This window comes from Cupriavidus basilensis, assembly GCF_000876015.1.
GTDB classification, from domain to species: domain Bacteria; phylum Pseudomonadota; class Gammaproteobacteria; order Burkholderiales; family Burkholderiaceae; genus Cupriavidus; species Cupriavidus basilensis_B.
Window position 1 is genome coordinate 318,562 of sequence record NZ_BBQM01000016.1, and the last position, 15,678, is coordinate 334,239.

Below are 15,678 nucleotides of genomic sequence, written 5' to 3' on the forward strand. Positions count from 1 at the left end.
ACTAACTCCGGAAGAACAGACAGCTCAACCAGGCTGGTTTACCGGATAGTGCGGATAGCTGCCGGCGTTGGAATCACCTCTCGCCCAATCCACGTGGACGATGGATGGTGACACGCCGCAAACATACGCTCCGGCTCGGGCAATACCATCTGTCGGAGGTGAAGATCCGGCGGCATGGCGCGCACAACCGTCAACGGTCTGAGCCGGTGGCCGCGATGCGTCGGATGGATGCATCCAGGACTTACCGGATATCCATACCGCCACGCCACCTGTCAGGCAGTCTTTTCATCAACATCCTTCCGACTGGAGATACATCATGAAATACAAGACTCTGGGCAACACCGGCCTGCTCGTGTCCCGCCTGTGCCTGGGCACCATGACGTTTGGCGACGGCAGCGGCATCTACAAACACATCGGCGCGTCCGGACAGAAAGAGGCCGACGATCTCGTCAAGGCCGCCCTGGAGGCTGGCGTAAATTTCTTCGACACCGCCGATGTCTACTCCAACGGCGCCAGCGAACAGGTGCTGGGCCATGCCTTCAAGAATCTTGGCATTGCGCGCAAGGACTTCGTCCTCGCCACCAAGGTGTACAGCCGCATGGGCCAGGGGCGCAACGACGTGGGCGCGTCGCGCGGGCACATCATGGACGCCGTCGAAGCGAGCCTGAAGCGGCTGCAGACCGATCATATCGACCTGTACCAGATCCATGCCAACGACATCGTGACGCCGGTGGAAGAGACGCTGCGCGCGCTCGACGACCTGCTCCGGCAGGGCAAGATCCGCTATATCGGCGTCTCGAACTGGCAAGCCTGGAAGATCGCTCGTTCGCTGGGGATCTCCGGGCATCTGAACTTGGCACGTTTCGAGACTTTGCAAGCCTACTACTCGCTCGCTGGCCGTGATCTCGAACGAGAGCTTGGCCCGTTGCTGGAAGCGGAGAAGATTGGCCTGCTGGTCTGGAGCCCACTCGCCGGCGGCCTGCTCTCCGGCAAGTTCAACCGCAACAACCAGAAACCCGGGGATTCGCGACGCTCCGAGTTCGACTTCCCAATCGTCGACCGGGAGAGGGCCTGGAACATCATCGACGCCCTCGTACCCATCGCGCAGGCCCACGGTTGCAGCCCGGCGCGCGTCGCGCTTGCCTGGCTGCTGTCCCGGCCAGTCGTTACCTCCGTGATCATGGGCGCGAAACGCATGGACCAGCTCGAGGACAACCTCGCGGCTATCGACCTGAAGCTGACCGAGGATGAATTGCGCCAGCTCGACGAAGTCAGCGCGCTGCCGCCGGAGTATCCAGGCTGGATGTTGAATACCCAAGGTGCCGACCGGCTGGGCCCTGTCGATCTGTGGTCAGCGGCCAGCACCTCCTGAGGCCTGCGCGAGCATCTCACGCCGCCATCTTTCAACCGAGTCCGAGCCGCTTATGGCTCGGACTCTGATCTCGAACGAAAGCACCTTCGTGACCGGCCCGGACTTCCTGGCCGACGGTGGCTATACGCTTTGAAGCCACACCATATCCAGGTCAAGTCTCCGAGTCCTTGTGACTTGGCCTGAAGGTACCGGTAGGCGATACCGTCACGTACATCCCTTCGCAGTCAGAAGCCCTGTAAATCTTGGAGTTGGGCTTGAGGACGCGCAATGCAGCGTCGGGAAATACGAGGCTTTCCTCCTGTTTCTTGACGGCATTTACCGTCAGGGACCAGGAGACCTGCTGATGCCCGGAAAGCCGCATGAAATCATGCTTTCCAGAGGAGACTTTTACCGTCAAAGACCGGTTTGGTCTCAATAGTAAACGGGAGGGTCTTAATCCGGCCTCCGGTTCTTACCGCCACTTTTACCGCCAACCTGTTCCGCTGGCCGGCGATAGCCACCGATAGCTGCCGTGACGTATTTCTTGTTAAATCAACATGTTACGGCGGTTTCTCGATAGCTGACGATAGTCCCCGAAGGACCTTAAATCACTCCCCCACTCGATTGTCAATGGCACCGCGGAGAGCGTTGTGCCGCAAGGGTTTCGGGTTGACGCTGAGAGCTTGGTACCGTCAGAAATACCGACGGGTGAGTCTTGCTTAGATGAGGCTACCTGAGTGGTTTCATGTAGGCCCATATCGACCCATCAAACCAATCGAGTCCCCCGGCCGCCCCTTAACCGTCCCACGGAGGACGTGACAGGGGTCTTCCAACAGGAAAATCCACTCCGAAGATCAGAGTCCAGCGGTATCAGCGGCGACTTTCACCGATGTTCTGACGGTATCAGAAATGGCTTCTTCAGAGGGGCTTACGGTATCGGCACGAAGAAAGTGTCCATGCTTTGGCGGATTAGCTTCTGCAGCAACCTGAGTCCCCCACCCCGATACCGGTGAGTCAGTACCAAGTCGTCCCATAGCGTGCCACCAAAGCCCACCGACACGCTCTTCTGATGTGCGAAGAACTCGCTCGTTGACCAAGGCTCGCCATCGAATTGTTCCTTGGAATCGCGAACCCATTGCGGCAGACGCGAAACTTCAATTGCTTCCCTCACCGCGCTTAGGGATAACTAGCACCAGCAGCTCGGCAAACCTAGCCTCTCAGGCTTTCCATCAAGCCAGGAATGCTAACCGCGACCTCCCCGCTCTCGCCAAACAACAAACCATCGCCACCCGGTGTCACGTAAGCTATCGAAAGCACGCTGTGAGGCAGTTCCCTCAGCGTCGCGACATCTTGCGGGTCAATGCGCAGCACCCGCCCGTTGCTGTACACGAGCTCCAGCACATGAGCCGTTGCCAAATACCGCGCCGACACAGCATGAGGCGCCTCTAACGCCTGATAGCCACGCGCCAACGCCTGTTCGTAACTCCGACGAGAGATTCTGGTTGCCATGTGCTCGACACCTCATCAGCTATTTTTTCCTACCGACTCGAAACGACATTGCCAGATCATCTGTGTTGCTGACATTCACGCAGATAGTTGACTAACAGCGACATCATCTCGTTGGTAGACAGCTTGCCCGCCCGCCTCAGCGCAATCAGCAAATCCTGCACATGGCCTGACTGCACCTCGTCTCCCGAAAGGCAGGTCACTGTATTTGCCCAACTATCCATCGCGGTGGGGACATAAGTCACATTGCAGCGTCGGGCAAGATCTTCAATGAAATACGCTACGTCCGTGGTCGGGATAGCCGAAGCGAGATGAACTGGCGAGACTTCACTGAATTTAGTCATACACGGCGCGTCTCACATTACGTCGATGTATTGATGAATCCGAGCCACCAGCGCATCAAAATCTGGCTGACCCTGGTAATACAGCGCTTGCGTCTTGCGGTACTCCAACGCAAAGCGCTCACGTTGTGCAGCGTCAGCAAGGACAAAGGCCTGGTTTCGTGCAATCACCTGCTCATCACCGCTCCGAAAGCGCTGCGCCTTGCGCTCTTGGTAGGCCGGTTCCCGCATGAATGCCTGCACCTCCTCCAAACCCAGAAGGCAGTACACGTCATAGTAGTGCCGAAGGAAATTTCCCGGAAACGCCTCCGACTCACCCAAGCGACGGTACTTGGTGGAAATTGTCTGAAGCTTCTCGACGAAAGTGTGCGTCGGCGCATAGCAAGGTACCGCGACTGCACGGTTGTCGAACACGTCTACGCCGCGATCTCTGGCAACATCGAAAGCCCATGACGAGATCGTGACAGCTCGATTGGGTGCTGTGTCGTCAAACCCAAGCTCCAACAAAATTCCATCTTTGACGCCTACCAATGCCGATACGCGCGGCGTGTATATCAAGCGGATGCCGGCGCTGCGCATCTTGTCGTCGTCAAATTGCGTGTCGCGCTCAACGTTACCGATGCCTGGGATACGGATACGCGCCGCCAGTTCGTCGTAATACGTACGGCGCGAAAGGACGTGCGCTGGCTTGTCTTGATTGCGCCCCGTCTTCACATCCATGTCGGCGGGCGGCTCGATGCGAATGTCGATGTCTTCGGAAAAACGGTGGATAACGCCAAAGCCCTTCGAGAGCGACGTCCCTCCCTTTAGTTCGAACTGGAAGCCCTGTGCCTGCAAACCCCACAGGCAATGCATGATCCAGTAGTCCTTCTCGACCAACATAGGATCAAGCCCTCGTTCGTCAGCGACAAGAGCAAGCAACTGATCAAAGTCCTTCCGCGCGTGCAGGAAATCAGGCACTCATCCACTCCCGCAGGCGCTTGCGCGTCGCCACATTGCCAAAACTGTCTGCGGCCCGCTGCAGCCGGACTGAGTCGAACGAGGACAGCTTGCTGCGCGCTTGGCGCAAAACGGCATCACGATCCTCGGCCAACTCTTCAAGGTTGTTTAGCAGATCGACATACAGAAACTCGGGGGTCAGCTTCTTCGGGAAACGCGGCTTCATTCGAAAATCGAACTGCCGGTTGCCAAGTTGGAAAACACCATGGCGCTTGTGGTTGTAGACCAGCGTGCGGTTATAGAGCTGAGTGGTACCAAGACCCACGGCGTTGTAGGCCGAGGGTGAAAACACCAAAAAGTCCTTGTCACGAAGAAAGCCCCCCACCACTTGGTCATCAGTTGGTGGCAGCGGGCCAAAGCTGGACTGCTTCGGCGCGTGGTAGAGGCCCTGAGCAAGTTTTTTCAGCTTTCCTGTGGCTACCAGCTCACGGAGATGCCTATCCACTGCGGTGGACAGACGTGCCAGGTCCTCGCGCCGATAGACACGACCGGCTTGCAACTCATCCGCAAGATGAGCTGCGGCCCCTCGAAGAGGCTCAACGGCGGATAGAGTAGCTGTAGGCACGTCTAATTTATCATTGAAATTTCATGCATTTTATCGCATTCTGCCGACTACGTCAGCCCCAAAAAAGTGTCCAAAGGGTCACCGCCAATCTCTCGATGCGTCCTGTGGACGTACCCGCTGGAAGAGGTCTCTAGCGCATGACAATAATCATCGCTGGCTACGCCAAATCATATGGATTTACATATCATATGTTTTTTCATACCATATAGACATTCATCACAAGGCGACACCCATGCCTAACGCGGGCCGGCAGGAAAGAGATACCAAAGTTGGCCGAATCCTTCTCTGGGAGGGGCGGGTTAGCCGCGCTCGACTTATCTCCGAGTATGGGTTGAGCCCTATACGGGCCAGCGAGTGGCTGCGCGATTTCCGGGAGTCATACCCGGAGTGGGTAGCATGGGACAGCAAGCTCAAAGCAGATGTGGCCACCTCCATCGCGTATGCGGACGCCGAACAGGCGGCGAATACCTCGTGGCCGGGCGCTATCAGCGCCATGCTGGTCCCGTATGCGCTGAACGTCCCAGGCAAGCCGCTCTCCATCTCATGGGACTTCGCCCACATCTCGCCTCGCACCTTCTCCCGACTGAACTTGGCCATCGCAGATCGTCTCAGGGTGAGGTTCGTCTACTGCTCCATGAACAACCCGGAACCGCACGAGCGAACCGTCGAGCCGCACAGCCTGTTACGGGCAGGACGACGGTGGCACGTCCGCGGCTACTGTCTGCAGAGGCGAGCCTTCCGTGACTTCGTATTAGGGCGAATGAGCAAGGTCACACTGCTCACGGAGCCCAGCTTGGCAGACATCGCCGCCGATGCTGCCTGGTCCACAGTCCTCCAAGTCAGGATTACCGCTCACCCTGGCCTCAGCCCTGCGCAGCAACTGATCGTCAGAAACGAGTACTTCAACGGGGCATCAGCGCGCGTAGAAAGCTGTAGGGCTGCCCTCCTGAACTACATGGTGCAGGAGATCATGGCAGCCACGGACGTGAGTCGACAGGCTCCTCCCGACTATCAACTGGCGATTGAAAACACAGAGGAGTGCCGGCAATGGCTGTTCATGACTTAACAGACCAAATTCGCCAAGAGAAGGTGGCTGAACGCTATCCGCCGCTCTTCAAACGCCTGCCCGACCGCCTTTTCGCGCCACTGGCTTCGGCTAATCGCTTCCAATATTGGTCACTGCTGTGTGTTCTGCACGCCAAACGCTTCGGCCTCAAGACCCCATTCACGAGATAGCGATAGCGTGCATGCCCAGACTAAAAATGTACCCAGCTAGAAATGGCGATGCCTTTCTTGTCGATATTTCAGGCTCCCACGTCCTCATCGACGCAGGCTTTGCGAGCACCTTCAATGACCACATCGCACCCGATTTGAGGCAGTTGGGCACTTGATCATCCGAGCTGGGAGCGACGAGACTCAGCCGCGGCAATGGTGCTCTGGCTTTTGCGAAGCGATGACGCTTGGATGGAGAGATTGGTTCCTCTCGCCTTCTCCATGGAGAGCGGCAACCGCGCCGACATTGCCACCGCGTCACTGGACGTCCTTTCGCGTGAGAACCCAGCCGCCCTTTGGGAACGCGTCGTTCGCTTCATTGACGTTAGCGAAGTAGCGCAGGCGTGCGCACACGCAAGCAGATATGCAACGCTTCTGCGGATAGCTGACCGCGCCAATTCCAAAGGCGTTGCTTCGGCCGCCGACGCCGCCACGATTCTTCGAGCTAAGGCATCGACAGGCTCGAGCCCATCCGTTCGGCCGGAAGAAACCCTGCATGCAAGCCATGTGCATTCAAGCTTGGCTGCTGCTTGGAGGGAACTGCAAAGCTTTGGGGTTTTGGACGAGGCAACTCGGATTGGAGTCGCGTCGGTTCTCAGGGAGTTGTGTGGACAACACTCCTTCGATGACGTTCAACAACTGGAGTCCTTGGCAGCAGCAAGATACAAAGCGAACGCAAATTTCATCCCGGACCGTTGGGCTGCGAGGCTACGGTTTGCACTCAATGTCGCGCTCTTCGGACCTGCGTCGATCGAGCAGTTGATCAAGATTGAAGCTGCACTGCGCATCCACAACCCCGAGCCCCTCGTCGAACCGCCAGACGGAAGGCGGCTCATCTCGGGCCTGATCGAAGCCATTGGCTCAGGAAATGCGGCTCGCTTCCTTCCTTCGAGCGGCGACCTAGTGTTCCTGGACGTCCAGGGGTACCTCGAGCACAGACGGCAGGTAGTCAGAGTGGACATTACTTCGCACCTGCTATCGCCCGGGCAGCGGGATCCTCACCCCATAGAGCTGGGCACCTTCAGGCCGACTGAGCTGCCGCGACCGGTCCCACGCGATCAAGTTGCGGTTTGCAGTCGTGTGAAACCGGGACTGGCGCACTTCGGATCTCTCACGCCTTCCATCGCCAACCCGCAATTTCACGAGCTCCTGCATGCACCCGCCTCTGCAATGGTCAGATACCACTGGAGGGATGGGAGCACTGTCCGAACGCCCGGAACGAGCCGAATTCATGAGCTCTCGATACTCGCAATCCAACGCGAAGCACTGGCACTACCTCCAGGCTGGCGCATGCTATGGATATTGAGAGTCGACGGCAAAGTCCAAGCAGTACTGAATAAGGCGCACTGACCATGTTTCCAAAACTGACGAGGATGAAGCAGCCGATGACTCGCGGTGAGTTCGAAGAGCGCATCAATCTCACCCATGAGCAGATCCACACCGGAAAGCTGCACCCCAATGGCTTAGACGGCTTGCTGGACGTGCGACACCTGCCGAACGGTCGGATCGACATGCTCAGCGTGAACGAAATGGTCCGCCTGAACGCGAATATGAGCCATCAGATGATTGCGACGCCAATGGGGGACATGCTCAGGACGATGGCGGAACGAGGCGACAGCGACGACGGAGACGGTGAAGACAAGTCGTAGCCCAGTTGCGTCACACGAACGTGACGCCAAACGTCAGTTTCTCGTCAAAGCGGTCGAAGCTGCTTTTTCTGTGGAGCGCTCGCACACGCCAGAAGTAGAACGACCTTACATCTGAAGCTGTCGACCCAGGTGTGGCGCGATAGGCCGTGCCTCTGGAAACTAGAGCCGTGCCGCAATTTCCATCGAACTGCACCGGGCGAACCGGACCCCAGCCCGCGTTCCAGTAGCTAAGGTCAGCGACGACCTCACTGCCTGATTTGACCTCCAGCATCCCATCACGAGGCGTAGCCTCCAACTGGCCGTGACCAGGCATCGTGGGCAAGAAGAGGCGGCCGGGATAAAGATCGTGCTGCAGGTAACCTAGGCGATCGAAGTCGAGCGGCTTGGCCAGCGGCCAGGCCTTGCTTTTTTCATCTGCAATTGCGTGAGAAGCTGGCAACACCAGGATGGTCGTCGTGCCTAGAGGCTCTGGAGAATCACTCGGGAGCAGCCGTCCGGTTCTCCACACGTCCCTCAGGTGTTCAGCCAAGCCTTCATCAGCGACGCTGCCACCTGCCGCCTGCGCCCATCGGACGACTGAGACCTCTACGCAACGGTCCATCGAAATCACAACGGGCGACGAGAAGGCCATCAGTTCGTCGCCCGGACGCTCCCGCTGAACCCGTTCAACGAGGCTGCGGACGGCCCCTTCCATTACTTTGTCATCACCATCGAAGTCGGTTTGGCCCGAAAACCAAGCTGGGCGCCTAGGTCTGAGGAACGCAAGCGTCGGGTGAACCGGCAAAGCCAACAGTGCCCTGTCTTCCGCCCGATCGGGAGGCATGCCCCAAAACTCCTCAGCTACCGCCAACGTCCGCAGGTAGGCGGAGATCATCCGCAAGGCGGTCCGAGATGAGATTTGACCGATGAACCCTTCGCCCAAGGGGCGCGAGAAGTGCCAAGGGTCGCCCTGGAAAGGGGCATCCGGGTAGACGCCTTTGTTGACCGACCACTCGAAAGCCATCTGACGGACGAATGGAAGGCCCGTGGCGCGCCCGATTTCCGCCATGGAGGTACGGAACATCCGCGGAAGGTCCGCACCATGCACACCACTGAAATCCTGTGGGATCTCGAAGTCCTCTGCCACCTCCTCCAGGCCAGCGACCGGCGTATCAGGCCATAGACCAAGGCTCTCCAGCAGCAGCTCCGAGAGGATGGACGGCTTGAGAATGCTCTCAGCCAGTTTCGGGCGGGCCTCGTAGCCATGAGCCTGCGCGGCTATCCAGAAGACGTAGAGCGCTTCCACTACTTCGGCCTCAAGCTTTCGCGAGCCGAGAAACCCAAGCAGCGCAGCCTCCGTTGCATCTCTTGACGACGGATCACCTAGCCGAGCGGCAAGTTCCTGCATGGTCCACCACCTTGCAGCGGTCGAGGGCCAACCGAGCCTGGCTATGAGGATGCGAAGGTCTTCCATCAATTTTCCGTCGTCCTCGAAGCGTCGAGTTCTGCGGCCCAACGCGGGCGTTCCAACGGAAGAGTTCGGGTGTCTTCAAGCACGCAGTTGACCATCGTCTCGGCAAACTTCACAGCGTCAGCAACACGCTTCTGCCGCGCATAGAAATAGACCATCAGCTCTGTCGGCGCCACACGCGGCGGCTCGGGCTCTCCGAACATGGCGTACGTCGTCGCCCCGACGAACTCGTCGCAGCGGCTCGGGAAGTGCTTCACGACCATATCCAGCCGCTTGCGGGTCTTCTCCTCGTTCTCTGCAAAACCCACCCATGCACCATTCCGGATCTGTGCCTGGACCAGATACATCCAAGCCGCCTTCGGGCCGCTCAGCTTGCGCCTCGTCTCAAAGGCAAGGTCAGACAATTCGAGGATGCCCTTATGCCGCCCCTCGTCTGACTGCAGCAGACCGTCCAGCGCGACTAGTAGACGCTTGCCCTGCCCAGCTTGATCCCAGTGTTCATACCAGGCTCGAAGCAGCCGCCTCTTCTCGTTGTAGCTGGTCGACAGACTTGCCAGCAGGTCGTCTAGCTGCTCCGGCGAAAATGTGGTGACGTCGCTCGTGTACGGATTGTTGTCGCTATCGCTGCTAGGCGAATCTGTACGCTGCAGCACGCCAACGTCCCAGCCTGCATGCTCCCTAAGAACACGCAGCCGCTCTGCGGCGCCACCCTGGCCATTGCCTTCAAGCTGCATCAATGCGTCCTGAATTTCAGGGTGCACACCCGTGCGCATGAGCGCATCCAGCGGCCAGCCGTCCCGCACGCCCTGCTCTACATACGCCCGCAAACTGTCCTCAGCATGGGACCAATCGCCCGCGTGCGTGTGTTCCTCATACTTAACAACCAGGGCTGCGGGGCACAGCTTCGCCAGCAGGTGGTCCGCGGCTGAGAGCACGTGCCTCGTGCCCTTTCCGTCCGTATAGTCCAGCACATGGTGGACCTGGGGCGAAATCAGGCTGAGCAGCCGTCGAGCGTCGTCTGGCGCGACCTCCACCAGGTAGTCAATAGCATCGACAGTGTTGTTCAACGTGGGGTCCTTGCGATGCCCATAGCCGGTCGTCAGCTCCCAGGTCTGCTTGCAGAGCTTCCGGGCGCTGGCATTCAAACCGTGGCGCAAGGCGATGCCACAGAGTTGCAGCGGCGTCTGCAGATGGACGCTGGTCTCCTGGCGGATCTCAGCATCCAGCAGGACGCGTTGAGACTGGACGAAGGCCTCTGCGGCTTCATCGCTCATCCTTATCAGCAACCCTGCCGCGTACTGGGTGCGGAAAGATGCACTGTCAAACCACTCGCAAGCGCCTGCCGCCGCCATGGTCGCCACCGTGAGGTCCACATCGTCGCGACTGGCGAGCAGGCAGCTCCCCAGCCGGATGTCACAGGCAACGCGATGCAATCCTGCGCGGAAGTCCTCCGCAGCCGAGCTCGCGTCGTAATCTTGCCTGAAGCTCCTAAACTCGACCGGTTTGAGCAGTTCGAACAGCTCATGAAAGTCCACGAACTCCCCACGCCACCAACGCTTGGCAACCTGAGCTCCAATCGCTGAGAGGGCATTCAGGAAGTAACTAATGTTCCTCCTGTCCTCGTAGGTGGGAGCCCGCACGAACTCGAAGCCGGTTTGCTCTTCGGCTTCCATACACATGCTCAGGTGTACGCCGCTGAAGAACCAATGGTGCACGAGCGCGTTCAAGTCATCCTTGCGCTCGTAGTAATCACCCTTGAGCCACTCGATGGGGATGGGCTCGTTCAGCGGTTTCGACACCTTCTTACAAGCAACCTCAACCGCCGCAACGAAGGGGGTTCGCGCGAGCTTGCTGAAGTCATCGCGGTCGACGATGCTCACTCCTGTCGTTGCAGCAGCACGGATGCAGACGTCGCTGAGAACACCCTTGTCCGGGTCGAGCGGTAGCGGGGTGGCCGCGTCCATCAGATCGTCCAGGTTGCCCTCGTCAACCAGCATCCGGGCTCTTGGCATCCATACGACGGGGCCGTTTTCACGAACCAGCTTGGCAAACGCCTCCGGGGTCACACCGATAGCACCAAGGCGCGCGAACGCGTCGACCAAGAACTTGAAATCGGCAGAACCTGCGTTGGAATAGTAGCGGGTCGAAAAGCGGCTAAGACCTTTAAAACGCCGCAGCGCCTCGTCACCGCAGGTCTCGGCCAGTACCACCTGTCCTCGAGCCTGCAAGGCCAAGCCAAGTGCGGCCACGCGCAGGATGTCTGTCTCGTGCCGCGAGGCCACGGCCTCTCGGACGACCCCATCATCGGCCGTCAGCCTCAACGTGAACGACACCAGTCGGGCCATGTCGTCGCTCTGCATTTGAAATTCGCTGCCGCGGACCATTCGCGCTCTGAGATGATCAAGGCGATAGGCGTCGGCAAACGCGTTGGTCTCCAGCGCCGCGACCAGGGCCTCCAACAGCAAAGTGTCAAACAGCGACTCTGGATAGCCCTCCTCCAGGCGGAGCATAATCCAGTCGCGGGTCATCCCGGCAATAAGGTTCTTGGGGTCACCCAGCCTTGCCTGAACCGTCCAGAGCCAGTTGACACGCAAGGAGACCGGCGCCGATGTTTCCAGCCAGTTCGCCACCGCCGGCATCAGCTCCTTGATGCGCTCGTCGTAGCCCGCCGTTGAGCGCACAAAGACTGCCAGGCTCTCGTGGAAGACCTTCGAGCCGGCAGCCGAAGAGTGCAGCAGGTACTCCACCTTTGCGACATCGGGCTGCGCGGTGCCGAGCTTCGCCGCGATCTCCAAGAACGCAGCCTTCGGCCAGAAGAAGGGAAACGCACATACCAAGCGCAGCGTGTCCTTGAGACTCGGTGGCAGCTCTTCCCACAGCGACGCGTAGTAGAACTTTGCCTCCTTGGTCATGTCCCCCTGTAGCCGTTCGATATCCCAGCTTGCCAAGTCACTCCCGGCGTGCTCGAGCTCCGCGGTGGCATAGATGACGTGCAGTGGGTGGCCGTTGGTCTTCTTGCGAAGCGCGGTCGCCGCCTCCTGCAACTGGCGTTCCGACTGCTCCTCATCGTCGAATCGGGTCGACAGCCTGCCCTCGTCAACCGCCTTGCGCAGGTACGATAGGACCGCGCTCTCGGACATCGGCGGCAACTCTCGCCAATTGGCCTTCGGTGCTACCGCCAGGAGGTCTCTGGGCAGCTGGGTGTCGTCGACCGGCTGCGTGCCCACCAACAGGACCATGTTGTCCGGGCACGGAATGACCTGGGAGAACACATCATCCAACGGCCGCTTGTCGGCGTCGTTGATACGCCAGACGTGGTCCAGCCCGTCCAGAACCAGCACAAACGGCTTGCCCTGCTCCTTGTAATAGGCCGCGCAAGCTTCGAGGAGTCCTCGCAAGTCGCCGCCGGGGGCATGAACATCAGGATGGAACTGCTTGACTTGAGCCGCGATGGACTGCTCAACCACATAGCTGTGCACGCGGTCACGCCCTCGCTCAGTCGTCGAGAGGAAGTAATGGTGCCGCACCGTCGGGACGCTCAAATCAGCAAGCTTGTCGCACAGCGCGCTCAAGTACGTGCTTTTCCCACGACCAGGCGGGCCTGTCAGCACGAATGCCAGCCCAGCACCGGCAGCGGTATCGCGCACGAACTCCCGGTGGAACGTCTCGTCTGGCACCTCATATCCAAGCGGCACGAAAAAATCTTCTGGCAGGGGCGCCGGCGGCGTGGCCCGCAAGATGGTGCGGACCTGCTCCAGGGAAATCCATCCGTCCGGCGGCGGGAAATTCTTCCGAATCGCCCAGTTCAAGGCGACGTTCTTGAGGTTCGCAATGCCCTCGGGCGTGCCGTGCAGGCGCAGTCGCGCATCGACCTCGTATTCCAGCGATTCGAAGCCCTTGTCGCTGTGAAAAATCTGCAGCTGACTGAAGAAGGCTTTGCACTTCTTCTCGTCGCCCAGCTCTGCGATCACCGCTGAGCGCCGCAGCTCGGGAACTTTGGCGAAGTCGATCTTTCCGCCAGCCAGGCACACCTCAATTTCAGCATCCGGCCGGCGATTGGTCTTCAGCGAGAGTACTCCAACACGAGCCGGGTCCAACGCGGCGAAGGCGTCAAACCACTTCCGCAGCATCGACCTCGACCGCGCCGTCGTGCCGGCCTTTCCGAGCATCCACTCCCAACTCAGCGCGTGCACGGCCGGGTTCGGCGTGTACTTGACCTGCTCAAGATCGACGAGGCCGTCGGCGCGCTCTGCGACGATGTCGTCCAGTCCCTTCGGCGCAAAGGCCTCGTCGTCGCATTCGAACTTCACCCTGGCGTAGCGCGTGGGCGCATCGAGCCAGTCGCACAGGAGCCTCAGTCCCTGCCGATTTTGATAGACGTAGCCCGCGGCAGTTATCGCAGTGTTTTTGATCTCTTCAGACATGGAATGGCATGGCCGTCAAAAGTTGGGTAATTTTCTTGAGCGAGCTCCCTTATTCACCATCTCGGTTTCTGCATCCCAAAGCAGAGCAACCCGCAACTTGTGCGGACTCTTCCCCTCGTCCCCGATCAAGTAACATCCGATCCGGAAAGTTTTGGACTCCTTGGAGAAATCTGTGAAAAAACGGGCGCAGCTATTACGCAAGATTTGATCGAAAGTTAGGTCACCATCTCGATATGCCACCCCTTGCTTGCAAGAGCGTCTCTCAGATTCTGCGGGACTCGGCTTTCATTCGCCGCAAGGCATAGCAACTTTGTTGGTCTAGACATCGCAACGTAAAGGTTCCGCATTTGCGCCTGCTGCGTCTTAGGAAGCTTTGCGAGCTTCTTCGACGCTACCCCTGCGATGAACTCAAGACCGAGTGCGACATCGAACTTTTTGCTGTTCCCTCCGTAGGACTCAAGGACCAGGGATGCGGCATGCGTCTCGCCCTTCATGCCTGCAACCGTTCCAAGGCCAAACTCTAGATTCCTACCTTGGTGGAAAACCTGGCACTTTGTCGTAGCTGCAGTGGTCGTCGCCCTTGGTGGCTCTGTTGCCTCGAAAACGCTTAGCATCTTGAACGCATCGAACTCGATTCCGTTAGGCAGGTACGGCTTAAGTTCTGCGTACAGAAGCTGCAGGAGCGTATCGCGCTGACCGACCTCACAGAGATCCTCGCCAGACAGTGCGAGTTTCCGGGTGAGCCATTCAATTGACCCGGAAGGTGTGACGGCGCTTATGGCTCGAGGCAGCCCTCGAGCATCTCGAACGTCTTGTACCAACGGGGCCTTCGCTGCGCGAAGAACATGCAGCAATGCCCTACGGACGTCGGAGACACGTGCGCTAAGCGATGCCTCCTGAAGAGACTTCTTAGCGTCGCCGACGAGTTCCCAGAAGCGTTCGGAACGCATACCCGTGCTTTGCTGACCCTCTCCATAGGCCGGCCAGTAATCCACAAGATGACGTCCAGCGTCGACCTTGCCCTCACCGGTCTTGCGAGCGCTCATTGCCTTCACTTCACGGATGCCGATGTCGTCCGTGGATAGCCGTTCGATGACCAGGCGACCATAGTGCGAGGCCACCTTTGTTACATCGCCTGTGGCATACAGGAGAAGGACTGGAGGAAGGGTGTCAGAACCTTCACCGACAACCGCCTCACCGCTCACGCGGACGCTGCCCACAGCATCTGCAATCGCTGCGCCAAATCGCTTGCTGGTGCTGATGCAGCCGTGCCCATCCCGAGGGAACGTGAGGAGATCGACGTTCTCCTCATCCGAAAGAATCTTCTGGTCAATATCCCCGAATCGCTGCATTACAGACTTACTATCAAAGATTCGATTCAGGAAGGACTCCTGGTCCCAAGACGTGTCCTGCATCTCGTCGATGAACACCATGGGGAACCGTCGATGCACGACATCGACCAGATGGGGGCAAATCTTGAGAGCCAAGTCCGCATACGCGAACATATCGCGATGCCGAAAGATGCCCGACTTAGTTAGCATCTTCTTGAGGCTCATCAAGGACTTATACGAGGCCGTCTGCGCCGCCGGCAGGCGGCCGCTCTCAACCTGCACCTCCATCTCTGCAGTCCGATAGAACAGCGTGGTAGCGATGCCCTCTCCGTTATTCTGATTTCCCAGATACACGCGAAGGCCGGAGAACTGTCCCAGTTGAAGCAAAGACTTAGCCTTCTCGGCGAACACCAGGTCATCGATGACGTCGATCTTCTCTCCCAAGCTCCGCAGCATAGGCACGGCAAAGAACTGGTTGACGAAGCCGTGGATGGTTCCGATGAAATGGGGATAACTCAGAAGTTGCGCGCCCTCAGCCGTCTCCGCCAAACGCTGGGCAATCTCATCGCGGGCCACATTGGTGTGGCTGAGGACACAGATGCCGCGGCGAGCATGCGGCCACTTCTTTGCAAGTAGCAAAAGCTTAACCGCGAGCAGCGATGTCTTCCCGCTGCCAGGCACCGCGTTGAAATCGCGCGAGCCGTTCTCTAGCAGCGCGCTGCGACGCTCCGCATCGTCGAAGTGCAAGTCCTTGGCTAGCGTCGTCAACTCGGCTAGGTCTTCTGGCAAG

General features: G+C 58.8%; 11 protein-coding genes. 4 read left to right on the forward strand and 7 right to left on the reverse strand.

The features are described from left to right. Window positions 1-316: 316 nt before the first annotated feature. Window positions 317-1,372, forward strand: coding sequence for an aldo/keto reductase (locus tag KF708C_RS17730; RefSeq protein WP_059412795.1), 1,056 nt, complete (start codon window positions 317-319; stop codon window positions 1,370-1,372). Window positions 1,373-2,560: 1,188 nt separating this feature from the next. Here KF708C_RS17730 and KF708C_RS35755 read toward each other — a convergent pair. The 4 genes from KF708C_RS35755 to KF708C_RS17745 are packed head-to-tail and all read right to left on the reverse strand — an operon-like array spanning window position 2,561 to window position 4,762. After that, window positions 2,561-2,860, reverse strand: coding sequence for a hypothetical protein (locus KF708C_RS35755; protein WP_156173866.1), 300 nt, complete (start codon window positions 2,858-2,860; stop codon window positions 2,561-2,563). Window positions 2,861-2,916: 56 nt separating this feature from the next. Next, the gene (locus tag KF708C_RS35760; RefSeq protein ID WP_156173867.1) at window positions 2,917-3,201 is read right to left on the reverse strand and encodes a hypothetical protein; all 285 of its coding nucleotides are present in this window, start codon (window positions 3,199-3,201) and stop codon (window positions 2,917-2,919) included. A 12-nt stretch (window positions 3,202-3,213) separates the two neighbouring features. Next, the gene (locus KF708C_RS17740) at window positions 3,214-4,158 is read right to left on the reverse strand and encodes a nucleotidyl transferase AbiEii/AbiGii toxin family protein (RefSeq protein WP_059412797.1); all 945 of its coding nucleotides are present in this window, start codon (window positions 4,156-4,158) and stop codon (window positions 3,214-3,216) included. Continuing rightward, window positions 4,151-4,762 (reverse strand): hypothetical protein, encoded by a 612-nt coding sequence (locus KF708C_RS17745; RefSeq protein ID WP_231586526.1) that lies wholly within the window; start codon window positions 4,760-4,762, stop codon window positions 4,151-4,153. The genes KF708C_RS17740 and KF708C_RS17745 overlap by 8 nt, the downstream gene beginning before the upstream one ends. 232 nt (window positions 4,763-4,994) lie before the next feature. Here KF708C_RS17745 and KF708C_RS17750 point away from each other — a divergent pair, with 232 nt between their 5' ends. The 3 genes from KF708C_RS17750 to avs1c all read left to right on the forward strand — a co-directional run bounded on the left by KF708C_RS17750 (window position 4,995) and on the right by avs1c (window position 7,683). Further along, complete coding sequence (locus KF708C_RS17750) at window positions 4,995-5,828, forward strand: WYL domain-containing protein (protein WP_050449711.1); 834 nt, start codon at window positions 4,995-4,997, stop codon at window positions 5,826-5,828. Beyond that, the gene (locus KF708C_RS35765; RefSeq protein WP_156173868.1) at window positions 5,810-5,998 is read left to right on the forward strand and encodes a hypothetical protein; all 189 of its coding nucleotides are present in this window, start codon (window positions 5,810-5,812) and stop codon (window positions 5,996-5,998) included. The genes KF708C_RS17750 and KF708C_RS35765 overlap by 19 nt, the downstream gene beginning before the upstream one ends. 1,388 nt (window positions 5,999-7,386) lie before the next feature. After that, on the forward strand, window positions 7,387-7,683 hold the full coding sequence (gene avs1c / locus KF708C_RS17755) for an AVAST type 1 anti-phage system protein Avs1c (RefSeq protein WP_082079629.1): 297 nt from the start codon (window positions 7,387-7,389) through the stop codon (window positions 7,681-7,683). Between the two features lie 10 nt (window positions 7,684-7,693). On the opposite strand, the gene KF708C_RS17760 is transcribed toward avs1c, so the two are convergent. The 3 genes from KF708C_RS17760 to KF708C_RS17770 form a co-directional block, all read right to left on the reverse strand. Further along, window positions 7,694-9,136: a hypothetical protein gene (locus KF708C_RS17760; RefSeq protein ID WP_059412798.1), complete on the reverse strand. Its 1,443-nt coding sequence runs from the start codon at window positions 9,134-9,136 to the stop codon at window positions 7,694-7,696. Then, complete coding sequence (locus KF708C_RS17765; protein WP_059412799.1) at window positions 9,136-13,557, reverse strand: ATP-binding protein; 4,422 nt, start codon at window positions 13,555-13,557, stop codon at window positions 9,136-9,138. Before KF708C_RS17765 ends, KF708C_RS17760 begins: the two co-directional genes overlap by 1 nt. Before the next feature lie 215 nt (window positions 13,558-13,772). After that, complete coding sequence (locus KF708C_RS17770; protein WP_197090382.1) at window positions 13,773-15,656, reverse strand: UvrD-helicase domain-containing protein; 1,884 nt, start codon at window positions 15,654-15,656, stop codon at window positions 13,773-13,775. Between the last annotated feature and the right edge of the window lie 22 nt (window positions 15,657-15,678).